The 23377-nt window shown below is 74.8% G+C and carries 22 protein-coding genes; 12 read left to right on the forward strand and 10 right to left on the reverse strand.

What is annotated here, in order from left to right:
* Nucleotides 1–20 precede the first annotated feature (20 nt).
* Nucleotides 21–863, reverse strand: a complete 843-nt coding sequence (locus tag AC4OR8_RS16035; protein ID WP_492166590.1) for a glycerophosphodiester phosphodiesterase — start codon at nt 861–863, stop codon at nt 21–23.
* Between the two features lie 104 nt (nt 864–967).
* Here AC4OR8_RS16035 and AC4OR8_RS16040 point away from each other — a divergent pair, with 104 nt between their 5' ends.
* The 5 genes from AC4OR8_RS16040 (at nt 968) to AC4OR8_RS16060 (ending at nt 6039) form a co-directional block, all read left to right on the forward strand.
* Nucleotides 968–2047, forward strand: coding sequence for a PP2C family protein-serine/threonine phosphatase (locus tag AC4OR8_RS16040; protein ID WP_492166591.1), 1080 nt, complete (start codon nt 968–970; stop codon nt 2045–2047).
* 206 nt (nt 2048–2253) lie between these two features.
* Nucleotides 2254–3510 (forward strand): hypothetical protein, encoded by a 1257-nt coding sequence (locus tag AC4OR8_RS16045; RefSeq protein ID WP_492166592.1) that lies wholly within the window; start codon nt 2254–2256, stop codon nt 3508–3510.
* 253 nt (nt 3511–3763) lie between these two features.
* Entirely contained in the window at nt 3764–4171 is a 408-nt protein-coding gene (locus tag AC4OR8_RS16050) for a class F sortase (protein ID WP_492166593.1), read from the forward strand.
* Between the two features lie 78 nt (nt 4172–4249).
* Nucleotides 4250–5407, forward strand: a complete 1158-nt coding sequence (locus AC4OR8_RS16055; RefSeq protein ID WP_492166594.1) for an LLM class flavin-dependent oxidoreductase — start codon at nt 4250–4252, stop codon at nt 5405–5407.
* Complete coding sequence (locus AC4OR8_RS16060; protein ID WP_492166595.1) at nt 5404–6039, forward strand: FMN reductase; 636 nt, start codon at nt 5404–5406, stop codon at nt 6037–6039. The genes AC4OR8_RS16055 and AC4OR8_RS16060 overlap by 4 nt, the downstream gene beginning before the upstream one ends.
* Before the next feature lie 44 nt (nt 6040–6083).
* On the opposite strand, the gene AC4OR8_RS16065 is transcribed toward AC4OR8_RS16060, so the two are convergent.
* A complete protein-coding gene (locus AC4OR8_RS16065; protein WP_492166596.1) occupies nt 6084–6611 on the reverse strand; it encodes a YbhB/YbcL family Raf kinase inhibitor-like protein in 528 nt (175 codons plus the stop codon).
* 105 nt (nt 6612–6716) lie between these two features.
* On the opposite strand from AC4OR8_RS16065, the gene cobA reads away from it, so the two are divergent.
* The 3 genes from cobA to AC4OR8_RS16080 all read left to right on the forward strand — a co-directional run bounded on the left by cobA (nt 6717) and on the right by AC4OR8_RS16080 (nt 10165).
* A complete protein-coding gene (gene cobA, locus AC4OR8_RS16070; RefSeq protein ID WP_492166597.1) occupies nt 6717–8006 on the forward strand; it encodes a uroporphyrinogen-III C-methyltransferase in 1290 nt (429 codons plus the stop codon).
* On the forward strand, nt 8006–8809 hold the full coding sequence (locus AC4OR8_RS16075) for a TrmH family RNA methyltransferase (RefSeq protein WP_492166598.1): 804 nt from the start codon (nt 8006–8008) through the stop codon (nt 8807–8809). Before cobA ends, AC4OR8_RS16075 begins: the two co-directional genes overlap by 1 nt.
* 174 nt (nt 8810–8983) lie before the next feature.
* Complete coding sequence (locus AC4OR8_RS16080) at nt 8984–10165, forward strand: PP2C family protein-serine/threonine phosphatase (RefSeq protein WP_492166599.1); 1182 nt, start codon at nt 8984–8986, stop codon at nt 10163–10165.
* A 10-nt stretch (nt 10166–10175) separates the two neighbouring features.
* On the opposite strand, the gene AC4OR8_RS16085 is transcribed toward AC4OR8_RS16080, so the two are convergent.
* Nucleotides 10176–10718: a GNAT family N-acetyltransferase gene (locus tag AC4OR8_RS16085; protein WP_492166600.1), complete on the reverse strand. Its 543-nt coding sequence runs from the start codon at nt 10716–10718 to the stop codon at nt 10176–10178.
* A gap of 37 nt (nt 10719–10755) precedes the next feature.
* Complete coding sequence (gene def / locus AC4OR8_RS16090) at nt 10756–11379, reverse strand: peptide deformylase (RefSeq protein ID WP_492166601.1); 624 nt, start codon at nt 11377–11379, stop codon at nt 10756–10758.
* A 107-nt stretch (nt 11380–11486) separates the two neighbouring features.
* Here def and AC4OR8_RS16095 point away from each other — a divergent pair, with 107 nt between their 5' ends.
* Nucleotides 11487–12851: an acyl-CoA dehydrogenase family protein gene (locus AC4OR8_RS16095; RefSeq protein ID WP_492166602.1), complete on the forward strand. Its 1365-nt coding sequence runs from the start codon at nt 11487–11489 to the stop codon at nt 12849–12851.
* Nucleotides 12852–12939: 88 nt separating this feature from the next.
* Complete coding sequence (locus AC4OR8_RS16100; protein WP_492166603.1) at nt 12940–14151, forward strand: acyl-CoA dehydrogenase family protein; 1212 nt, start codon at nt 12940–12942, stop codon at nt 14149–14151.
* Nucleotides 14152–14251: 100 nt separating this feature from the next.
* Here the strand turns inward: AC4OR8_RS16100 and AC4OR8_RS16105 are convergent, their stop codons facing one another.
* On the reverse strand, nt 14252–15139 hold the full coding sequence (locus tag AC4OR8_RS16105) for a hypothetical protein (RefSeq protein WP_492166604.1): 888 nt from the start codon (nt 15137–15139) through the stop codon (nt 14252–14254).
* Between the two features lie 180 nt (nt 15140–15319).
* Between AC4OR8_RS16105 and AC4OR8_RS16110 the strand changes: the two genes are divergently transcribed.
* Nucleotides 15320–16660, forward strand: a complete 1341-nt coding sequence (locus AC4OR8_RS16110; RefSeq protein WP_492166605.1) for a DUF2252 domain-containing protein — start codon at nt 15320–15322, stop codon at nt 16658–16660.
* Nucleotides 16661–16706: 46 nt separating this feature from the next.
* Here AC4OR8_RS16110 and galK read toward each other — a convergent pair whose 3' ends face one another.
* Nucleotides 16707–17882 (reverse strand): galactokinase, encoded by a 1176-nt coding sequence (galK, locus tag AC4OR8_RS16115; RefSeq protein ID WP_492166606.1) that lies wholly within the window; start codon nt 17880–17882, stop codon nt 16707–16709.
* 77 nt (nt 17883–17959) lie between these two features.
* Between galK and AC4OR8_RS16120 the strand changes: the two genes are divergently transcribed.
* A complete protein-coding gene (locus AC4OR8_RS16120; RefSeq protein WP_492166607.1) occupies nt 17960–19396 on the forward strand; it encodes a GuaB1 family IMP dehydrogenase-related protein in 1437 nt (478 codons plus the stop codon).
* Between the two features lie 42 nt (nt 19397–19438).
* Here the strand turns inward: AC4OR8_RS16120 and AC4OR8_RS16125 are convergent, their stop codons facing one another.
* From AC4OR8_RS16125 to AC4OR8_RS16140, 4 genes are all read right to left on the reverse strand, one after another.
* Nucleotides 19439–21139, reverse strand: a complete 1701-nt coding sequence (locus AC4OR8_RS16125; protein ID WP_492166608.1) for a BCCT family transporter — start codon at nt 21137–21139, stop codon at nt 19439–19441.
* 251 nt (nt 21140–21390) lie between these two features.
* Nucleotides 21391–21993, reverse strand: coding sequence for a LysR substrate-binding domain-containing protein (locus tag AC4OR8_RS16130; protein WP_492166609.1), 603 nt, complete (start codon nt 21991–21993; stop codon nt 21391–21393).
* A complete protein-coding gene (locus AC4OR8_RS16135; RefSeq protein ID WP_492166610.1) occupies nt 21990–22748 on the reverse strand; it encodes an FAD-binding oxidoreductase in 759 nt (252 codons plus the stop codon). Before AC4OR8_RS16135 ends, AC4OR8_RS16130 begins: the two co-directional genes overlap by 4 nt.
* Nucleotides 22745–23356: a sulfite oxidase-like oxidoreductase gene (locus tag AC4OR8_RS16140; RefSeq protein WP_492166611.1), complete on the reverse strand. Its 612-nt coding sequence runs from the start codon at nt 23354–23356 to the stop codon at nt 22745–22747. The genes AC4OR8_RS16135 and AC4OR8_RS16140 overlap by 4 nt, the downstream gene beginning before the upstream one ends.
* Between the last annotated feature and the right edge of the window lie 21 nt (nt 23357–23377).

The following is a 23377-nucleotide window of genomic DNA, read 5'->3' on the forward strand; positions in this document are numbered from 1 at the left end:
CCGTCACGCGGCGGCCCAGCCTAGGGGCGGCGGACGCGCTCGCGCAGGAGGACCCGCGACCTGGCCGCCCGCCGGCGTGGATAGGCCGACCGCACGGCCAGCGCCAGCTCGGGCACGTTGCTGGTGACCAGCCACGCCCGCCCGGGACGCATCCAGTAGTGCAGCGACTCCTCGGTGTCGACGGTCCACACCAGCAGCGGCAGGCCCCGCCGCCGGGCGTACGCCGCGGCGCCGAAGCGCGCGATGGTGTGCTTGGCCACGACCAGGTTGGCCCGCGACGACAGGTAGCGCGAGCGGGGGCGCAGCTCGGAGAGCCGGATCCGCAGCTGGCGTCCCAGGGGCAGGCCGGCCACCCGTCGCCCGAGGGACAGGCCCACCAGCAGGTCGTGGCCGGCCTCGTCGGCCCAGTCGCGCACCGCCCGCACCGCCGTGTCGTCGAGGGTGGTGACGATCAGGCGGTCGGCGCCGAGCACCTCGACGGCCTGGCGGGTGGCGGCCACCTCGTAGGTCGCCGACGGGTGGGCGTACGCCGCCGACGGCGAGGTGAACTTGAGGTCGATGTGGGCCCGCGCACGGCCCACCAGCGAGGCCAGCACCTCGTCGTAGCGCAGGAAGTGGGGGGCGCGGGCGGCGAACTCGTCGAAGGTGAGCTCACCGACCCAGCGGCGCCGGCCGTCCACCCACAGCCAGTCGTCGTGGAACAGCACCAGTGTCCCGTCGGCGCAGCGCTGCACGTCGAACTCCACGAAGTCGACGTCGGAGGCCAGCGCCCGCTCCAGGGCGGGACGGGTGTTCTCCAGGTCGGTGTCGCCCCCGGCGCCGCAGCGGTGGGCGCTGACCAGCACCGGCTCCCGTGACCTCACCCCGCCAGCGTCCCAGCCCGCAGGTCCCGGTCGGTCGGCGACCCGCGGTGCGGCGACGTCCGCGATCCGCGCCGACGGGAGCCGGGGTCCCCTACGGTGGTGCCGTGCCCGACGTCCGCGACCTGGTGAGCAGCTGGCGCTCGGGCACCGGACGCAGCCAGGTGCTGGTGCTCGGCGTGCTGCTGGGCCTGGTGGTCGTGTCGTTCGCGGTCTCGACCACGGCCTACGTGCTGATGCCGCTGAGCACCTACTTCGTGTGGCTGCTGCTCGGCATGCTGCTGCTGCGCTTCCGGCCGCTCGTGGTGCTCACCGGCGCCACGGTCGCGGCGGCCGTGCTCGCGGTCCTGCTCGACGGCGGGTTCGACACCGTGCGGGCCTCCGGCTGCCTGGCGCTGGTGCTGGCCTCGGCCCTGGTGCTCTACCAGTCGAGCCAGCAGCGCAGCGGCCTGCCGGGACCCCTGGGCGAGGCCATGCTGGCCGACCTGCGCGACCGCTTGCAGGCCCAGGGCACGGTGCCGCCCCTGCCTGCCGGCTGGCGCTGCCAGACCGCGATGGTCGCGGCCCACGGCGTCGGCTACGCCGGCGACTTCATGGTGGCCGACCTCAGCGAGGACGAGCGCCACCTCGAGATGGTGCTCGTCGACGTGTGCGGCAAGGGTGTCGCGGCCGGCACGGCCGCGCTGCAGTTCGCCGGGGCGCTGGGCGGGCTCATCGGCGCGTTGCCCCCGCAGGCCATGCTCGGCGCCGCCAACGACTTCCTGCTGCGCCAGGGCTCCGACGAGACGTTCGCGACCGCCGTGCACGTGCGCGTCGACCTGGTCACCGGCGACTACAGCGTGCTCAGCGCCGGCCACCCGCCGGCGCTGCACTGGCTCGCCGCGGAGCACGCCTGGGTCGTCGACAACGCCCGGGGCATGGCCCTCGGCATCGACCGCAGCCCCTACCTCGAGGCCAGCACGGGGACGCTGGGACCGCGCGATGCGCTGATGTTCTACACCGACGGCGTCGTGGAGTCGCGCGACGTCGGGCTCGACGAGGGCATCGCGTGGCTGCAGCGTGTGGCCGGCGAGGCTGTGGCCGGCGGGTTCGAGGGCGCGGCGCGCCGCGTGCTGCGCCGCGTCGAGCGCGGCGACGACGACCGCGCCGTGCTCGTCCTCGACCGCCGCGACGCCGCGACCGGCTGACCCGCTCTCGCCCGTCGGGGTGTGTCGTCACGCCACGTGGGGCGCAGGTCCGGGTCCGGGCACCGCTGCTGGTCTAGACCGCCAAGAATTGACGTTTCACGTGGGCACTCCGTGGCAACCGTGGCCCGACGGTCCGATCGGGCGGGGCGTCGTCCGCTCCCTCCGACACCGCCCGTGGCGGTGCTGTCCCGCACCAGGAGAGTCTCATGTCCCACCACGCCGTTACCCGACCCGTCCACCGGCGCCTGGCGCTCGCCGCCGCGACGGCCCTCGCCTCGACCTCGGTGGCGCTCGCGCCTGCCGGCGCCGCCGAGGCCGCCTCGAACCAGGACTCCGGCCGCGAGCGCGCCGCGTCCACCCAGGCCGCCAAGCCGAAGCCCGGCAAGCCCGGCAACCCTGGCAAGCCGAGCAACGCCGGCAAGCCGAGCCCCGGGAAGCCGGGCAACCCCGGCAAGCCGAGCCCCGGCAAGCCGAGCAATCCCGGCAAGCCGAGCAACCCCGGCAACGCCGGTCAGGGCAACGGTGGCGAGAACGCCAACGGTGGCCAGGGCGTCGGCCAGGGTGTGGGCGGCGGTCGGGACAACGTCCCCGGTGAGGGCCAGCGCGGCGGCCAGGGCAACGGTGCGGGCACCGGTACCGGCCCCGTCCAGGACCCCGGCACCGGCGAGGACCCCGGCACCGGCGAGGAGCCCGGCACCGGCGGTGGCGGCGAGGACCCCGCCGGCAACAACGGCACGGTGAAGATCGCCCCGCTGGGCGAGCTGGACGGCATCCCGCAGAACTCGCCGCACCCCGGCTGCACGTTCCAGGTCGAGTGGTACGGCTTCGACGAGGGCGCGGACATCATCTCGACGGTCTCCTTCGCCATGCAGGCCCCGACGTCCGACGTCGGCCTCACCGTCGAGGGCGACCCCACCGTGTTCGTCGGCGGCGACCCCGCCAGCGGCGCCGGCACCGAGACGGGCCTCGACGGCTCGCAGGAGTACACGCTGTCCTTCGACGGTGAGCCGCACCCGAAGCAGGGCTACCACGTCAAGCTCACCGTGGCGACGCCCGACTCCCTGGGCAACGACACCAAGACCAAGGTGTTCTGGGTCGAGGACTGCGAGAGCGGCGTCGCGCCCGGCGAGGACGACGAGGACGACGAGGCCGCGGTCGGCGGCACCACCGCCGAGGCCGACACCGACGCCGGCGTGCTCAGCGGCAGCCTCAGCGCGGGCGACGCGGGTGAGGCGGACGTGGCGCAGGACGCCGCGGACGGCACCACGGTCGACACCGAGGCCTCCGTCGGCGCCGGGACCGACGCCGCCGTCCCGACCGCGGTCGACGCCGGAGCCCAGGGGCCCCTGGCCTCCGCCGTCGACTGGGTCCGCTCGCCCCTGCCGTTGCTGGTGATCGGGCTCGGGGCGCTGCTGGCCGCCGCCGGCGTCGTGGCTGCGCGACGCACGCGTGCCCGGGGCTGACCGACGTCGCTCGCCGCGCCTGCTGGGGCCCTTGCTGGCCCTGGCAGGCGCGGCGCTGGTCGTCGGTGGGACGGCCGCGTGGCTGACGACGCCCCCGGAGGCACGGCCGACTGCGAGCGTCGCGGACGCACCCGGGTCCTCGGCGGGACCCACCACGAACGGTGCCGGGCCGGCGGACGGCACCGGGGCGGGCGCGGCGCTCCGCGAGGCCGTCCCCGCACCCTCGCGTCCCGGCGCGCCCCTGGTGCTCCGGGTGCCCGCGCTCGGCGTGTCGGCCCCGGTGGACCCGGTGCGGGCTCCCGGCGGGACCCTCGTGCCGCCGGCGGACCCGCAGCGTCTCGGGTGGTGGGCCGGTGGCGCCGAGCCCGGTGCCTCCCGGGGCAGCGCACTGGTGGCGGGCCACACGGTGAGCACCGGCGGCGGCGCCCTCGACGACCTCGAGACGCTGCGTGGCGGCGACCTGGTGCGCGTACGCACCGATCGCGGCGCGGTGGGCTACCGCGTCGTCTCCGTCGAGGTCTTCGACAAGGGCCGGCTGGCGCGGGAGTCGGCCCGGCTGTTCAGCCAGGAGGTGGGCGGTCGGCTGGTGCTGCTGACGTGCGAGGACTGGGACGGCACGCGGTACCTCGCGAACGTCGTCGTCGTGGCCCGGCCGGAATAGCGCGGGTGACCCACGGGTTGGACGAAGCAGTTCGACTTTCAACTACGTGTGAGGAGCTCGATCACCATGGAGGCATCCGTGACGTCCGCGGACCGCAGGGCGCCGCAGGTCCAGCTCGGCATCTTCAGCGTCGGTGACGTCACCACCGACCCCACCACCGGTCGCACGCCCAGCGAGCACGAGCGCATCAAGGCCCAGGTGACGATCGCCCGCAAGGCCGAGGAGATCGGCCTCGACGTGGTCGCCGTCGGCCAGCACCACAACCCGCCGTTCGTGGCGTCGTCGCCGACGACCACCATGGCCTACATCGCGGCGCAGACCGAGCGGATCATCCTGTCGACGTCCACGACCCTGATCACCACCACCGACCCGGTGCGCATCGCGGAGGACTACGCCACGCTGCAGCACCTCTCCGACGGTCGGATGGACCTGATGCTCGGCCGCGGCAACACGGGCCCGGTCTACCCGTGGTTCGGCAAGGACATCCGCCAGGGCATCGACCTCGCGGTCGAGAACTACGCGCTGCTGCACCGGCTGTGGCGCGAGGACGTCGTCGACTGGCAGGGCCGCTTCCGCACCCCGCTGCAGGGCTTCACCGCCACCCCGCGCCCGCTGGACGGCGTCGCGCCGTTCGTGTGGCACGGCTCGATCCGCAGCCCGGAGATCGCCGAGCAGGCGGCCTACTACGGCGACGGCTTCTTCCACAACCACATCTTCTGGCCCGCCTCCCACACCCGCCAGATGGTCGCGCTCTACCGCCGTCGCTTCGAGCACTACGGTCACGGCCGCGCCGACCAGGCCGTCGTCGGGCTCGGCGGGCAGGCCTTCATGGCGCGTCGCAGCCAGGACGCCGTGACGCAGTTCCGGCCGTACTTCGACAACGCGCCGGTCTACGGCCACGGCCCGTCGATGGAGGACTTCACCAGCCAGACCCCGCTCACCGTCGGCTCCCCGCAGCAGGTGCTGGAGCGCACCCTCGGCTTCCGCGAGTACGTCGGCGACTACCAGCGCCAGCTGTTCCTGCTCGACCACGCCGGCCTGCCGCTGGCGACGGTGCTGGAGCAGCTCGACCTGCTCGGCGAGATCCTGCCCGACCTGCGCGCCGGCTTCGCCTCGATGCGCGGCACCGACGTCCCCGACGCGCCCACCCACGCCTCGCTGGTCGCGGCCCGCGACGCCGCGGCTGCTGACGGCACCACCGCGACGGCCGACCACCCGGCCGAGGTGTCGGCGTGACCCGCCTCGCCGTGGTGAGCGCCGGGCTCTCCACGCCGTCGTCGACCCGGCTGCTGGCCGACCGGCTCGGGGCTGCCGCCGTCTCGGCGCTCGAGACCGGCGGCACGGGCGGGCCGGTGCAGCTGGACGTCGTCGAGCTGCGCCCGCTGGCCCACGCGCTGGCCGACCACCTGCTGACCGGGTTCCCCTCCGGCGACCTGGCCGACGCGGTCGACACCGTGGCCCGCGCCGACGGCCTGGTCGTGGTGACACCGGTCTTCTCGGCGTCGTACTCGGGGCTGTTCAAGACGTTCGTCGACGTGCTCGAGCCGGGGCTGCTGACCGGCACCCCGGTGCTCGTCGCGGCCACCGCCGGCACCGCGCGCCACTCGTTGGTGCTCGACCACGCGCTGCGTCCGCTGTTCTCCTACCTGCGCGCCGTGGTCGTGCCGACCGGGGTGTTCGCGGCCAGCGAGGACTTCGGGCAGCCGGGCCTGCAGGAACGGGTGGAGCGTGCCGGCGGTGAGCTCGCCGACCTCGTGGGCGGACGCCGTGGCCTGCGGCTGGTGACCGACGCGGGGCGCGACGAGCTGGCCGACCCCACGCCGTTCGCCGAGCGGCTGCGCGCGGCCGGCCAGCTGCCCCGGGACTGACCCCGGGGCCGCCGACCGGCTCCACCGGCCCGACGGGCCTGGCGTCAGTGCTGGTAGGTGCCGGTCACGATCGCCCGGCCCGCGGTCTTGAACGCCAGGTTGAACGACACCACGGCCGGGGTGGCGTCGGAGTCGACCCCGAGGGCCTCCTCGGTGACGGCGTGCACCACGAACATGTAGCGGTGCACCTGGTCGCCGGGCGGCGGGGCGGCCCCGGTGAAGGCCTTGGTGCCGACGTCGTTGCGACACATGAACGCCCCGCCCGGCAGGTCGGCGCCCTCGCGGCCGAGGCCCGTCGGCAGCTCGGTGCAGTCGGCCGGCAGGTCGACGAGCACCCAGTGCCAGAAGCCGCTCGGGGTGGGGGCGTCGGGGTCGAAGCAGGTGACGGTGAAGCTCTTGGTGCCCTCCGGCACGCGCTCCCAGGACAGGTGGGGCGAGGTGTCGCCGGCGGCGGCGACCTGGGCGTCCTTCAGGGGTGCGCCGTCGCTGAGGTCGTCGCTGGTGACGACGAACGCCGGCACGGCCGGCAGCAGCTCGTAGGGATCGGGGGTCACCGGTCGGTCGAGGGACATGGGGCTCCTGTTCGTAGGGGTGGTCGCAGGTGGTCCTCGCCGAACGTAGTCCGGCCCCCGAGCCCAGGTCACCGCCCCGGAGGGGGGAGCGGGGATGATGGGCCGGTGGACGACTTCCCGACCTACCTCTCCGCGCTGCGCCTGCAGGGCCGCCGCGTCGTCGTCGTGGGTGGCGGCCACGTCGCCCAGCGCCGGATCCCCCTGCTCATCGCGGTCGGCGCCCGCGTCGTCGTGGTCTCGCCCGAGGTGACGCCGGCGGTGGAGGGACTGGCGGGGGGCGGCGAGGTGGAGTGGCACGCCCGCGGCTTCCGGGCCGCCGACCTCGACGACGCGTGGTACGCCGTCGCCGCCACCGACGACCCGGCGGTCAACGAGGCGGTCTCGGCGGCCGCCGAGGAGCGCCGGGTGTTCTGCGTGCGCGCCGACGACGCCACCCGTGCCACGGCGTGGACGCCCGCCGTCGGGCGCCACGACGGGGTGACCGTGGCCGTGCTCGGCCAGCGCCAGCCGCGCCGCTCGGCGGCCGTGCGCGACGAGATCGTGGAGGCCCTGCAGGACGGCACCATCGGTGCCGACCAGGTGCGCGACCGCACCCCGGGCGTCGTCCTGGTCGGCGGCGGCCCCGGCGACCCCGACCTGGTGTCGGTGGCGGGCCGCAAGGCGCTGATGAGCGCCGACGTCGTGGTGGCCGACCGGCTGGCCCCCCGCGAGCTGCTGGGCGACCTGCCGCCCGACGTCGAGATCATCGACGTCACCAAGCTGCCCCGTGGCCGCTCCGCGGCGCAGGACGAGATCAACCGGGTCATCGTGGAGCGTGCCCTGGCCGGGCAGCGCGTGGCGCGCTTCAAGGGCGGCGACAACTTCGTGTTCGGCCGCGGCTACGAGGAGGTCATCGCCTGCCGCGAGGCCGGGGTGCCGGTCACCGTGATCCCCGGGCTGAGCAGCTCGATCTCGGTGCCCGCCGTCGCCGGCATCCCGGTCACCCACCGCGGGGTGGCCCACGAGTTCGCGGTGGTCTCGGGCCACCTGCCGCCGGGCCACCCCGAGTCGCTCACCGACTGGAGCGCGCTGGCGCGCCTGCACGGCACGATCGTGGCGCTGATGGCCGTGCAGAACGCCGGGGCGATCGCGGCCGCGCTGGTGGCCGGCGGGCGCCACCCCGGCACGCCGGTCGCGGTGGTCTGCGACGGGACCATGCCGGGGGAGCAGACCGTGCTCAGCCGGCTCGGCACCCTGGGCGACGACCTCGCCGCCCGCGGCGTCAAGCCCCCCGCCATCATCGTGGTCGGCCCCGTGGTCGCGGTGGCGTTCCCCGAGACCTACCCCGACGTGCCGCTCAGCCTCGACCGCCCCGACGCCCACACGGTCGCGCCCCGCGGCGACGGGCTCGTCTGATGGCCACCGTGGTGGAGGTCGGTCCCGACGACCCCCGCCTCGGCGACTACCGCGACCTGCGCGACGTCGAGCTGCGCAAGACCCTGGAGGCCGAGCACGGGCTGTTCCTCGCCGAGGGCGAGAAGGTGGTGCGTCGTGCCGTGGAGGGCGGCTGCACGCCGCGCTCGTTCCTGATGGCACCGCGCTGGCTCGACGGGCTCGCCGACGTGCTCGCCGCCACCGACGCACCCTGCTACGTGCTGCCCGAGGCCCAGGCCGAGCAGGTCACCGGGTTCCACGTGCACCGCGGGGCGCTGGCCTCCCTCGAGCGGCGCCCGCTGCCCTCTCTCGACGAGGTGCTCGACGGCGCGCGCTCGGTGCTCGTGCTCGAGGACCTCGTCGACCACGCCAACGTCGGGGCGGTGTTCCGCTCGGGGGCCGCGATGGGCTTCGACGCCGTGCTGCTCGCGCCCCGCTGCGCCGACCCGCTCTACCGCCGCGCGATCAAGGTGGCCATGGGCGCGGTGTTCACCCTGCCCTGGACCCGGCTGCCCGACTGGGCCGACGCCCTGCCCGACCTGTCGGCACGGGGCTACACCACCGTCGCGCTCACGCTGGCCGACGACGCCGTCGACGTGGAGGACGCCGTGGCCGGCCTCGACCGGGTGGCCCTCGTGCTCGGCTCCGAGGGCCACGGGCTCTCGACCCGCTGGGAGCGCACCGCCGACCGCCGTGCGGTGATCCCGATGCGCGCCGGCATCGACTCGCTCAACGTCGCCGCGGCCAGCGCGGTGGCGTGCTACGTCACCGCCCGCCGGTCCTGACCGATCCGCCGGTCGGTGGTTGCTCAGCTGGCGCGATCGCGCCGGACGGGTGGGCGGTGCGGCTGGTGGTGGTCGGGTCGCGGATCGCGCTGCCTGCCACGTCCTGGCCCGCGGCGCCCCGGCGGTGGGGGAGGATGGGGAGGTGAGCACCCCGTCGACCGTCGCCCCGCGGCGATGAGCGCCGCCGGCGTGCCCGCCGACCGCGCCGCCGCGTCGGCGAGCCAGGTCGAGGCCCACCAGGACCGGCTCGACAGCCTGACCCGGCTGGCCTGCGCCGCCTTCGGCGTGTCGATGTCGACGATCGCCGTGGCCAGCGGCGGGGTCGACTACTTCGTCAGCGAGCAGGGCACCGGCATGCTGGCCAACCCCGCCGAGGAGACCTTCTGCCAGTGGGTGCACCGCCTCGACGACGCCGTCGTCATCTCCGACGCCCCGCTCGACCCGCGGGTCAGCGAGCTGGCCGTCGTGCGCGCGGGGATGGTGCGCTTCTACGCCGGTGTGCCGCTGCGCGACCGCGGCGGCAACGTGGTCGGCACGTTCTGCGTCTACGCCCCCGAGCCCCGCACGCTCGACGGCGGCGAGCTGCAGCTGCTCACCGACCTCGCGCTGTGGGCCGAGCACGAGGTCTCCGAGCTCAGCGAGCTGCTCGGTGCCCGGCGCGTGCAGGCCTCGCTGCTGCCGGTGGGGCCGGTGGCCGTGGGCGGCTGGAGCGTGGCCGGCAGCTGCACGCCCGCGCTCGCGGTGGGCGGTGACTTCTTCGACTACCGCAGCGACGGCACGGTGCTCGACGTCGTGGTCGGCGACGTGATGGGCAAGGGCACCGGGGCCGCCCTGCTCGGCGCCGGGGTGCGCGCCGCCGTGCGCAGCACGTACGCCGCCGTCGGCGACGACCTCGGCACCGCCACCACCCGCGTCGCCCAGGACCTGCTGCCCGACCTGGAGCGCGCCCGCTCCCTGGTCACCCTGTTCCGCCTGAGCGTCGACCTCGCGACCGGCGACGTGTGCTGGGTGGACGCCGGGATGGGCTACTGCCTCCTGCTCGCCCCCGACGGCACCCGCACGACGCTGCAGGCCGGCGAACCGCCGTTCGGGGTGTTCCCGGCCGACCGCTGGCGCACCCACCGCACCACCGTGCCCCCGGGCGGGCGCCTGCTGGTGTTCTCCGACGGGCTCCTCGACCTGCTCGACCCGTCCGGCGACCCGTCCGGCGACCCGACCGACTGGGAGCCCGCGGTGGCCGCCCTGCTGGGCGCCCACCGCAGCGCCGAGGAGGTCGTGCTCGCCGTCGACGCCCTCGCCGACGGCCGCGCCCTCGGCGACGACGTCACCGCGGTCGCGCTCTTCCTGGAGCCGTGAGCACCCGGCCTCAGGCCGGCGGGCCCACCGGGAGCTCCCAGAGCAGCTCGAGGCCGTCCTCGTCGTCCCACTGCTCGCCCACGTGCACGAACGGGTGGTCGCGGATCAGCGCCAGGCTGGCGGCGTTGTCGGGGGAGATCGAGGCACGCACCGTGCGGACGTCGGGCTCGCGGCGGGCCCGCTCCACCAGCGTCGCGAGCACCGCGCGGGCGTACCCGCGCCGCCGGTGGGCCGGCTCGATGCCGTAGCCGACCTCGACCATGCCGTCGGCGTCGGGGGCGGCGTGGAACCCGCCCTGGCCCACGCACAGGCCGCGGTCGACGTCCCACACCGCGCCGGTGATCCAGGGCAGGTCCTGGGGCGACTCGACGGCCTGCACGGTGCGGAAGCGCCACGTGCTCCGCGCCGCGTCGGAGACCAGCCACGCGCTGAGCGGCACCGGCGAGGTGGCCTGGGCGCGCGGGAGGTCGCCGTCGGCGAGCGCCGCGATGGTGGCGGGGTCGAGCTGCACGAGGCGCACGTGGGGGAGGGCTGGCCGGTCGTCGGTGGTCACCGGGCCAGTCTCGCCGACGAGGCGGCTCCGCGGGTCGCTACGAGCCCGCGGGCCAGTCCAGCGGGAAGTCCTCGGCGGCCCGGTCGTGCTCCTTCTGCAGCCGCTTGCGGGCCTTGGTGGGCAGCCGGTCGCCGAAGACGGTGCCGTGGGTGTGGTCGGTCTCGTGCTGCAGGCAGCGCGCGAGCAGGCCGTCGCCGCTGAAGGTCACCGGCTCGCCGTCGAGCCCGGTGCCGACGACCGTGGCCTGGTCGGGGCGGGGGCACTCCTCGAAGGCGCCCGGGAACGACAGGCACCCCTCGTCGGAGTCGTCGAGGCGGCGCTCCCGGCCCTCGGGGAGCACGACCTGCGGGTTGCAGACCACCCCGGCGGTGCGCTCGCCGCTGGCGTCGGGGCAGTCGAAGACGAACACCGCGACGTCCTCGCCGACCTGGCACGCCGCCAGGCCCACGCCGTCGGCGGCGTACATGGTGGCGACCATGTCGGCGACCAGCGCCCGCAGGTCGTCGTCGTAGGCCGTCACCGCTCGCTGCGGGCGGTGCATCACCGGGGTGCCCCAGCGGGTCACCGGGCGCACCGTGCCGCCGGTCGGCAGCGGGCCGTGGGGCAGGTGCTGCGGCGGTGACGGCTGCTCGGGCGACGCGGGGGACGTGGTCTCGGACATGGCGACGATCCTAGGAGCCACCCGGCCACGGGCCGCAGCCGAGGCGTGTGACCGGACCCTCGGCACGAGCTGTAGCCGCGGTTGTAACTGACAGTTACAGTTCCGCCATGGACCTCACGAAGAGCCTGCGCCCCGGTGGGAAGCACGGTGTCTCCTCGCAGGAGACCCGCGACCCCATCGGCCTCGCCGTGGCCGCCCTCAACAAGCTCGCCCAGAGCGAGATCATCGACCGCTTCGGCCTGCGCAAGCCGGCCGAGCAGGCGGTGTTCACCGCCACCCGCAGCGGCTTCAAGACCGCCACCGCGGCCGGCCGCACCTTCTCCCGGGCGGGCTCGCGCCGCACCACCGGGGTGCGGGTGCCGACCGCCGCGCCGCGGGGCGTCTTCGACCTGACCCCCACCGACGACGAGCAGATGCTGGTCGACGTGGTGACCGAGTACGCCGCCGACGTGCTGCGTCCCGCCGCCACCGAGGCCGACGACCTGTGCGCCGCCCCGGAGCCGGTGCTGAAGGCCAGCCTCGAGATCGGGCTGCCCATCCTGGGCGTGCCCGAGTCGCTCGGCGGGATCTCCGAGGAGCGCTCGGCGATGGCCGGCACGCTGGTGGCCGAGGCGCTCGCCCACGGCGACATGGGCCTGGCCGTCGCGGCCCTGGCGCCCGGCGCCGTGGCCACCGCCCTCGGGCTCTGGGGCACCGAGGAGCAGCAGCAGACCTACCTGCCCGCGTTCGCCGGCGACGACGTGCCGGCTGCGGCGCTCGCCCTCACCGAGCCCACCGTGCTCTTCGACGTGCTGAGCCCGGCCACCACCGTCCGGCGCATCGCCGACGGCTTCGTGCTCGACGGCGTCAAGAGCGCCGTCGTGCGCGGCGCCGAGGCCGAGCTGTTCGTCGTCGGTGCCGACCTCGACGGCTCGCCCGCGCTGTTCCTGGTGGAGTCCTCGACCGCGGGGCTCACCGTGGAGGCCGACCCCTCCATGGGGGTGCGCGCCGCCTCGCTCACCACGCTGCGCCTCGACAGCGTCGCGGTGCCCGAGGGCGCCTTGCTGGGTGCCGCCGACGGCACCACCTACACCGAGTGCGTGCGGCTCTCGCGGCTCGCGTGGTGTGCTCTCGCCGTCGGCACCGGCCAGGCCGTGCTCGACTACGTGACGCCCTACGTCAAGGAGCGCGAGGCGTTCGGCGAGCCGATCGCCCACCGTCAGTCGGTGGCGTTCATGGTCGCCGACATCGCCATCGAGCTGCAGGCGATGCGCCTGCTCACCTACAAGGCCGCCGCGCGCGCCGCCGCCGGCAAGGACTTCTCCCGCGAGGTCGCCCTGGCCCGGCGCTCGTGCACCGACCACGGCATGCGGATCGGCCTCGACGGCGTGCAGCTGCTCGGCGGTCACGGCTTCGTCAAGGAGCACCCGGTCGAGCGGTGGTACCGCGACCTGCGTGCGGTCGGCGTGATGGAAGGCAGCGTGCTGGTGTGAGCGCGCCGCCGCACGTGGTCACCGCCGCCACCGCCCTGCGCCCCGCCGCCACCGCCGTGCGCCCCGCCCCCTCGACCAGGAGGACCCGATGATCAACCTCGACGACCCGAAGAAGTTCCGACCGCTCGCGGGCCAGGCCCACCAGGTCGCGATGAACATGCTGCGCCCCATCTCGCGCAAGTACGACCGCGCCGAGCACGAGTACCCCACCGAGCTCGACATGCTGGCCTCGATGATCGACGGGCTCTCGGAGTCCGGCGCCAGCTCGGGCGCCGGCGCCTCCGGCGTGCGTCGCGACGAGAGCGAGGAGGACACCGGGGTCAGGAACGGCACCAACCTCGCCTCGGTGATGTCGATCCAGGAGATGTGTTGGGGCGACGTCGGGCTGCTGCTGTCGATGCCGCGCCAGGGCCTGGGCAACTCCGCCATCGCCAGCGTGGCCGACGACGAGCAGCTCGAGCGCTTCGGGGGCGTGTGGGCCGGCATGGCCATCACCGAGCCCGGCACCGGCTCCGACTCCGCCAACATCCGCACCACCGCGGTCCTCGACGGCGACGAGTACGTGCTGAACGGCGAGAAGATCTACGTCACCGCTGGCGGCCGTGCCGACCACGTCGTGGTGTGGGCGACCCTCGACCGCGACCTGGGCCGGGCGGCCATCAAGTCCTTCGTGGTGCCCAAGGGCACCCCGGGCATGCGGGTCGACCGCCTCGAGCACAAGCTCGGCATCCGGGCCTCCGACACCGCCACGATCATCCTCGAGGACTGCCGGGTGCCGAAGGAGAACCTCCTCGGCTCACCCGACGTCGACGTCAAGCAGGGCTTCGCCGGTGCGATGGCGACCTTCGACAACACCCGCCCGCTGGTGGCCGCCATGGCCATCGGGTGCGCCAAGGCCGCTCTCGACCTCACCCGCGACCTGCTCGAGCAGGCCGGCGTGGTCATCGACTACGACCGCCCGGCGCTGGCGCAGTCGGCCGCGGCGGCGAAGTTCCTGCAGATGGAGGCCGACTGGGAGGGCGCACGGCTGCTCACCCTGCAGGCGGCGTGGCTGGCCGACAACCGGCGTCCCAACAGCCTGGAGGCGTCGATGGCCAAGGCGAAGGCCGGCCGGGTCGGCTCCGACATCACGCTGAGCTGCGTCGAGCTGGCGGGCTCGGTGGGCTACAGCGAGACCGAGCTGTTGGAGAAGTGGTCGCGCGACTCGAAGATCCTCGACATCTTCGAGGGCACCCAGCAGATCCAGCAGCTGATCGTCGCGCGCCGGGTGCTGGGCCTCAGCAGCGCCCAGCTGAAGTAGCGGCCCCGCGGGCCCGCCGCCGGCCCGCGGACGACGGAACGCCGCGGCCCGGTCGACATCTCGTCGACCGGGCCGCGGCGTTCGTGCGTCGCAGCGGTGCTCAGTCGCCCGCGGGCGCCTTCGGGGTGGGCAGCTTGTCGCCCGGGGTCGAGCCCGGCGTCGGCGAGCCGGCGTCCGAGGCGGCCGGGGCGTCGTCGCCGTCGGTGCTGATCGTCGTGGCCGCGGCCGGCGGCTTGCTGGCCGCGGCGCGCGCGAGGTCGGCGGGGGTGACGCTGACGGCGGAGACGTCGGCCGAGGCGTCGATCGAGTTGTCGATCGCCGAGTCGATGGCGTTCTCGACGGGGGCCGCGCTCTTCTTGGCCGGGGCCTTCTTCGCCGCCGGAGCCTTCTTGGCCGCCGGGGCCTTCTTGGCGGCCGGGGCCTCGGGAGCGGCCGGCGCAGGTGCGGCGTCGGTGCCCACGGCCTTGGTGGGCTGCGCGGCCTTGGTGGGCTGCGCGGCCTTGGTGGGCTGCGCGGCCTTGGTGGGCTGCGCGGCCTTGGTGGGCTGCGCGGCCTTGGCGGGAGCGGCCTTCGCGGGGGCGGGCGCTGCGGGGTCGGGCGTCGGCGTCGCCGCCGGGGCCTTCTTGGCCGCGGGCACCTTCTTCGCCGGCTTCTCGACGGGTGCCTTCTCGGCGGGTGCCTTCGCCGCCGGTGCCTTCTTGGCGGGGGCCTTCTTCGCCGCAGGCGCCTTCTTCACCGGGGCGACCGGGTCGCCGGCGACCTTGCCCGACTCCTCCGAGGAGGGCGCCGGTGCGGGCTCGGGGGCGTCGGTCGGAGCCGGGGCACCGGCCGAGCCCTTGCCACCCGGCACCAGCGCGGTCACGGTGCCGGCGGCGCCGCCGGCGGCCCTCCCGGCGAGGTGCGTCGCCTTGCCGGCGACGTCCAGGGGCAGCCGGGCCGCCCCGCCTGCGATGCTGCGGATCTTGCCGATCGGGTTCTTGCGGGCCACGTCGTGTCCTCCTGTGGACGCCAGGCGTCCGTTGGGCTATCGGTAGTCGGATTCCAGCAAAGCACGTGGACGGGCCGCTGGGGCCCGCGACCACGTGGAGGACACCACGGTGTGGTACTTCCCACGTCGTGTCCCACGTCCGAGGCGACTGACCGGGGTGCACCGGGGCACACTGCTGGCATGGCCGCCTCGAAGTCCCCCGGTACCCCGGACCGCACCGACCTCATCGTCTCGACCCTGGGTGATGCGTTCGCGCCGCTGATGGAGGCCGACCCCACGGCGTTCCGGGGCAAGTACCGCAAGATGGCCTCCGACCCCCACGCGTTCTACCGCGGCACGGCCTGCCTGTTCTACGCCGACGTCACGGGGGACGGCGAGCACGGGGGAGACCCCTACAGCGACGAGCGCAGCGGCGCCATCTGGGTGCACGGCGACCTGCACGTCGAGAACTTCGGCACCTACCTCAACTCCGACGGCCGCCTGGTCTTCGACGTCAACGACTTCGACGAGGCCTACCTGGGCCGTTTCACCTGGGACCTCCAGCGCTTCGCGGCGTCGCTGGCGCTGGTCGGCTGGCAGAAGGCCCTGCCCGAGGACGACGTGCGCCGCCTGGTCGGGCGCTACCTGCGCGGCTACCTCAGCCAGGTCGACGAGTACTGCGCCAGCGAGACCGACGACGACTTCGCGCTGCACCTCGACAACACCGAGGGCCCGGTGCACGCGGCGCTGGTCGACGCGCGCCAGCGCCGCCGCGCCGAGCTGCTCGACGCCAACACCCACCGCGTCGACGGCAGCCGCGAGTTCCTCGACGACCGCTCGGTGCGCCGCCTCGGCAAGACCGAGCGGCGCAAGGTGGAGAAGGCCTACGCCGCCTACCTGGAGTCGATCCCCGAGGACCGCCGCTCCGACCGCGAGCTGTTCTACGACCTGCGCGACGTCGTGGGCAAGTCCGGCTTCGGCATCGGCAGCGCCGGGCTGCCGGCGTACAACCTGCTGATCGAGGGCCACAGCCAGGCCCTGGACAACGACGTGGTGCTGTCGATGAAGCAGGCCAACATCCCGGCCATCAGCCGCTTCGTCGACACCTCGCGGGTGGAGCAGTACTTCCTGCACGAGGGCCACCGCACCGTGGTCAGCCAGCGGGCCCTGCAGGTGCACACCGACCCGCTGCTGGGTCACACCGAGATCGACGGCACCGGCTACGTCGTGGCCGAGGTGTCGCCCTACGAGGTGGACCTCGACTGGGGCGACCTCACCGAGCCCGCCGACATCGCCGCCGTGGTCGACCTCCTCGGCCGCGCGACCGCGAAGATCCACTGCGCCTCCGACGAGGACAGCGACCAGGACCTGGTGACCTTCCAGGTCGAGAAGGCGATCGCTGCCTCGGTGGAGGGTCGCCGCCGCGAGTTCACCACCTGGGTCGCCGACTTCGGCCTGTCGTACGCCGAGCGCGTGCGCGCCGACCACGCGCTGTTCGTGGGCGCCTTCCGCGAGGGCCGCATCGGGGTGTCGTCGACCTGAGACCGCCCGGTCGGCCGAGCCCGACAGGCGCGGCCCGGCTGTGCCGTCAGCCGACGACGCCGGCTCCGGCCGACGGCGTGGCGACCAGGTGGGCCGGTGCGGTGAAGCCCTCCAGCACGAAGCGGGCGTCGATCGCGCGCACGACCGCGGCCACCCGCTCCTGCGGCACCAGCGCCACGCTGGAGCCGCCGAAGCCGCCGCCGGTCATCCGCGCGGCCAGCGCCCCGGCCTCCACCGCGGTCTCCACCGCGGCGTCGAGCTCGGGGCAGGAGATCTCGAAGTCGTCGCGCATCGAGACGTGGGAGGCCAGGAACGACCGGCCCACCTGGGGCCAGTCGCCGCGGCCGAGGGCGTCGACCACGTCGGTGACCCGGGCGATCTCGCTGACGATGTGGCGCGCCCGGCGCCGCAGCCGCTCGTCGGCCAGCCCCTCGACCTGGCCCGGCTCGGCCTCGCGCAGGCTGGCCACGCCGAGGCGGCGCGCGGCCTCCTCGCAGTCGTCGCGGCGCGCGGCGTAGCCCCCGTCGACCAGGGCGTGGCTGACGCGGGTGTCGGTGACCAGCAGCACCAGCCCGGCGGCGTCGAGGTCGAGGTCGACCGCGCGCGACGAGCCGTCGGCGAAGTCGACGAGCAGGGCCCGGTCGGCGGTGGCCAGCACCGAGACCGTCTGGTCCATCCCGCCGGTCGGCGCCCCGACCACGTCGTTCTCGGCGCTGATCGCCGCCGCCACCAGCCGGCGCCGGCCCGCCTCGTCGTCGGGCAGCCCCAGCAGGGCACCCAGCGCCACGCCCACCGAGCACTCCAGCGCCGCGGAGCTCGACAGCCCGGCTCCCAGCGGCACGGTGGAGTCGACCAGGACGTCGACGCCGGTGGGGGAGAGGCCGTCGCGGCCCAGCGCCCACAGCACACCCACGGCGTACGCCGCCCAGCCGGCGTCGGTGCCGGGGCCGGTGTCGTCGAGGCCGCCCTCCCACTCGGTGTCGACCTGCCGGCTCCCCACCCGCACCCGGTCGTCGTCGCGGGGGCGCACCGCGGCGTAGGTGGCGTGGGGCAGCGCCACGGGCAGCACCAGCCCGGCGTTGTAGTCGGTGTGCTCCCCGATCAGGTTGACCCGGCCCGGGGCGCGCCCGACCACGGCCGGGGCGGCGCCGTAGCGCTCCTCGAAGGCCGTGGCGAGGGCGGCGGCGAGGTCGGCGGGGGCACCCGGCTCGAGGAACGGCATGCACCCCACCCTAGGAGGGTGACGCCCCGCGGCCCGTGGCGGGCGACCGCGTGCGTCGGTGCGTAGCATCGCTCCTCGTGCGTTTCCTCCACGGCGCCAGCGCGCCGCACGACCTGACCTACGACGACGTCTTCATGGTGCCGCGGTCCTCTGCGGTCGCCAGCCGCTACGACGTCGACCTCGCCACCAGCGACGGCACCGGGGCTACCCTGCCGCTCGTGGTGGCCAACATGACCGCCGTGGCCGGGAAGCGGATGGCCGAGACCGTCGCCCGGCGCGGGGGGCTCGTGGTGATCCCGCAGGACATCCCGATCCCGGTGGTGGCCGACGTGGTGCGCCACGTCAAGAGCCGCCACCTGGTCTTCGACACCCCCATCGAGCTGACCCCCCACCAGACCGTGGCCGAGGCGCTCTCGCTGATCCCCAAGCGGGCCCACCGCGCCGCCGTGGTCGTCGAGGACGGCCGTCCCGTCGGCGTCGTGTCGGTCGACGACTGCACCGACGTCGACCGGTTCGCCCAGGTCGGCCAGGTGATGACCACCGCGCTGGTGACGATCACCGCCGACACCGAGCCGCGCGCTGCCTTCGAGGCCGTCGACCGCGCCCACGCCGCCCTCGCGGTGGCGGTGCACCCCGACGGCACGCTCGCCGGCGTGCTGACCCGCACCGGCGCGCTGCGCGCGAGCGTCTACACCCCCGCCGTCGACGCCTCCGGCGGGCTGCGGGTGGCGGCGGCGGTCGGGGTCAACGGCGACGTCGCCGGCAAGGCGGCCGAGCTGCTGGCCGCCGGCGTCGACTGCCTGGTCGTCGACACCGCCCACGGCCACCAGGACCGGATGCTCGAGGCGCTGCGCGCGGTGCGGGCGCTCTCCCCGCAGGTGCCGGTGGCGGCGGGCAACGTGGTCTCCGCCGAGGGCACCCGTGCGCTGGTGGAGGCCGGCGCCGACATCGTGAAGGTGGGGGTCGGCCCGGGTGCGATGTGCACCACGCGGATGATGACCGGCGTGGGGCGCCCGCAGTTCAGCGCCGTCCTGGAGTGCGCCGAGGCCGCCCGCGCCCTGGGCGCTCACGTGTGGGCCGACGGCGGGGTGCGCCACCCGCGCGACGTCGCGCTGGCCCTGGCCGCCGGGGCCGCGAGCGTGATGGTGGGCTCGTGGTTCGCCGGCACCCACGAGTCGCCCGGCGACCTGGTCACCGACGCCGACGGCCGCTCCTACAAGATCTCGTTCGGCATGGCGTCCGCGCGCGCGGTGGCGCGCCGCACCGCCACCGAGTCGGCCTTCGACCGCGCCCGCAAGGGCCTCTACGAGGAGGGCATCTCGTCGTCGCGGATGTACCTCGACCCCGCCCGCCCCGGCGTGGAGGACCTGATCGACCAGATCTGCTCGGGGGTGCGCTCCGCCGCGACGTACGCCGGCGCGTCGTCGCTGGAGGAGCTGCACGAGCGGGCCGTCGTGGGTGTGCAGTCGGCGGCCGGCTACCACGAGGGGCGCCCGCTGGCCACCAGCTGGTGACCTGCGGGCGCCCCTCGGCGGCCGGCGTGGGAGCCGTCCGGCTCAGCGCACGGTCGGGGTGGACCCCGTCGTGGGGTCCTTCTCCACGCTCAGCACGAAGTCGTCGCCGTGCTCGGTGACGCCGGTGACCACGGCGTTCTCCACCGCCTCGCGGGCGTACTTGCGGCGCACCACGAGCGGGTCCTGGTTGAGGTCCTTCACCAGCGAGACGGCCAGGCCCACCATCACCACCACGAAGGGCAGCGCGGCCACGATCGTGATGGTCTGCAGCCCGCTCAGGGCGTCGGCGCCGCCCACCAGCAGCATGACCGCGGCCACCGCGCCGGTGGTGACGCCCCAGAAGACGACGGTGAGGCGACGCGGCTCGGTGGTGCCGCGCTCCGACAGCGTGCCCATCACGATCGAGGCGGCGTCGGCGCCGGAGACGAAGAAGATCGCGATCAGCACCATCACCACGACGCTGGCCACGGTGGCCAGCGGGAACTGCTCGAGCATGCCGAACAGCTGCGACTCGGCGGCGCCGCCGCCGGCCCCGGCGATGTCGACGCCGCTCATCTGGAGGTCGATGGCGGTGCCGCCGAAGATGGCGAACCAGACCAGGCTGACCGCGCTCGGCACCAGCAGCACGCCGGTGACGAACTGGCGGATGGTGCGGCCGCGGGAGATGCGGGCGATGAACATGCCCACGAAGGGCGTCCACGAGAGCCACCAGGCCCAGTAGAAGATCGTCCAGCTGCCCAGCCACTCGCTGGTGGCCTCGCCCTCGGCGCCGGTGCGGGCCGCCATCATCGGCAGGTCGCCGACGTAGCTGCCGATCGAGGTCGGCACCAGGTTGAGGATGAAGATCGTCGGGCCCACGACGAACAGGAACAGGGCCAGGCCCACGGCGAGCACCATGTTGATGTTGGACAGCCACTGGATGCCCTTGGCCACCCCGGAGACCGCCGAGAGCACGAAGGCGACGGTGAGGACGGCGATGATCGCGACCAGCACGCCGTTGCCGAGGTCGCCGAGACCGCCGACGATCTCGAGGCCACTCTGGATCTGCAGGGCGCCGAGGCCCAGCGAGGCGGCGGAGCCGAACAGCGTGGCGAAGATGGCCAGCATGTCGATCACCTTGCCGCCGGCGCCGTGGGCGTGGCGGCCCAGCAGCGGCTCGAAGGCGGCGGAGATGAGCTGCACGCGGCCCTTGCGGTAGACGCCGTAGGCGATCGAGAGGCCCACGACCGCGTAGATCGCCCAGGGGTGCAGCGTCCAGTGGAACAGCGTCGTGGCCATCGCGGTCTCCGCGGCCTGCGGGGTGCCGGCCTCGCCGGTGCCCGGCGGGGGCGTGGTGAAGAAGGTGAGCGGCTCACTGACGCCGTAGAACATCAGGCCGATGCCCATGCCGGCGCTGAACATCATCGCGACCCACGAGACGGTCCGGAACTCCGGCTCCTCGTCGTCGCGACCCAGCGGGATCCGCCCGAAGCGGCCCAGCGCGAGCCACAGCACGAACACCACGAAGCCGCTGGAGGTGAGCACGAACAGCCATCCCGCGCTCTCCAGCACCCAGGCGAGCGCGTCGCCGGAGACCCGGGCCAGCGAGTCGGTGCTGACGAACCCCCAGACCAGGAAGACCACCGCGAGCGCGGCGGGCACGCCGAACACCCACCAGTCCATGCCCCGTCGGCCCGGGCCGCCGCCGTCGACGGCGCGGTCGAGCGCCGGGTGCGGGATCACGTCGTCCACGGGGGAGGCCATCGCCTGGCGCACCCGTCCGCGGGCGCCGCGGGACGGCGGTTGCGAGCCGGGCTGCGCACCGGGCGGGGACGTGGGCTGGCTGTCGGGCTGGGGGCGATCCTGCTGTGTGGTCACTGGTGTCGGCGCGTCGCGCCGCCTCCTTCGTCGGTGGGAGCCGCGGGGCCGGGTGAAGGCGACCATGTCACCGCACCGAGGCCGACCACAACTCCCACACCTCCGGACGGGTGGTGTGCGCGGGTCGCGCGTGTGGCTCAGCCGCGCGAGCTGCGCTCGGTGCGCCCGCGCACGACGCCGATGAACTCCTGCACCCGCGGGTCGTCGTCCTCGGTGCGCCAGGCCAGGCCGACCCGGGTCGGCGGGAGGTCCACGACCGGACGGAACGTCGTGTCGCGACGGCGCACGAGGCGGGCCACCGACATGGGGACCAGCAGCACACCGGTGCCCGAGGCCACCACCTCGGCGGCGTCGCGCAGCCCCATCGGGGGCCAGTCGAGCTGCGGGGCGGTGGGGGTCCACCCGCTGGCGTGGGGGCGCACGAGCTGCTCGTCGGCGAGGTCGGCCAGCTCGACCTCGTCGACGGCCGACACCACGTGCTCGGCACCCACCACCACCACGGCGGCCTCGTCGTAGAGCGGGATGCAGTGCAGCCCCTCGCGGTCGACCGGGAGGCGCACCAGCGCCATGGCGAGGCTGCCGTCGCGCAGGCCGGCCTCCTGCTCGTGCTCCTCGACGGGCACCAGCTCCAGCGGCACCCGCGAGCGGCGCCGCCAGGTGTCGGCCCACTTGTCGGGGGTGGCCCCGGTCACGAAGCCCACGCGGAACGCCGTGGCGCCCGCCGGGCGCTCGCTGCTCACGAGGCGGCCTCGCGGTGACCGGTGGCGCCGAACTGCTCGACGCGCACCACGTCGCTGCGCACCCCGGCCTCGCCGAGCAGCCGGGTCGCGAACGACGCGAACCCCACCGAGCCGCAGACGTAGGCGCGACCGACGTCGGGCGCGCCGGGCAGCGCGGCGAGCACGTCGCGCAGCTCCTCGACGTACGGGGGCGCCGCCACGCGGCTCGTGCCGTCGGCCAGGGGGGTGTTCTCCCGGGTCAGCGCCACCATCGCGCCGGCCTCGGTCAGCTCCGTCGCGTAGGGCAGCTCCGCGAGGGTGCGCCCGACCGCGACGACCTGCAGCAGCTCGGGCACGCCGAGCCGGGCGCCGTGGCGCAGCATCGCCACGGCCGGCACCACACCGGTGCCGCCCACCACGCACACCGCGGGCACCAGGTCGTCGGGGGCGCCCCAGGTGAACCAGCCACCGATGGGGCCGCGCAGCTCGAGCTCGTCGTCGGGCTCCACCACCTCGTGCAGGAACCCCGACACCTCGCCACCGGGCAGCGCCTCCACCATCAGCTCCAGCAGGGGGTCGCCGGGGTCGGAGGCCACCGAGTAGGAGCGCTGGGCGGTGTAGCCGTCGTCGGCGCGCAGCCGCACGACGTAGTGCTGGCCGGGCAGGTGGTCGACCCGGTCGGCGACGTCGAGGCGCAGCCGCACGAGACGGGTGCCGAGCCGGTCGACCTGCGCGACCCGGCCGGTGGTCCAGCGCCCGACCGGGGCGGCGCTCACGGGTCGCCCTGGTAGCGCTGCTCCAGCCACGGGTCGCCCCGGTCGTGGTAGCCGTTGGTCTCCCAGAAACCGGGGCGGTCCTGCTCGAGGACCTCGAGCCGACTCACCCACTTCGCCGACTTCCAGAAGTACAGGTGCGGGACCAGCAGCCGCACGGGGCCGCCGTGCTCCTGCGGGAGCGGTCGCCCCTCGTGCTCCCAGACCAGCCAGGCCTTGCCGCCGACGAGGTCGGCGAGGGGCAGGTTGGTGGTGTAGCCGGTGCTGGCGTGGGCGACGACGTAGGCCGCCTCCGGGCGCGGTCCGGCGGCGTCGAGCAGCACGTCGACGCTCACGCCGGTGAAGGAGGTGTCGAGCATCGACCAGGTCGTGACGCAGTGGATGTCGCCGTCGTAGGTCGAGCGCGGCAGCGCCTGCACGTTGTCCCACGACCAGGTGGTCGGTCGGTCGACGGCGCCGTCGACGGTGACCGACCACTGCTCGGGGGCGAGGTGGGGCGCCACCTCGGCGGTGAGCACGGGCCAGTCACGACCGGTGTCGTACTGCCCCGGCGGGAGCCGGTCGGGCCGGCCGCGACGGGCACGGCCGGTGAAGCCACGGGTGACGGGCACAGGAGACCTCCGGTGTCGGCG

It is taken from the genome of Nocardioides sp. FY1077, from assembly GCF_058681775.1.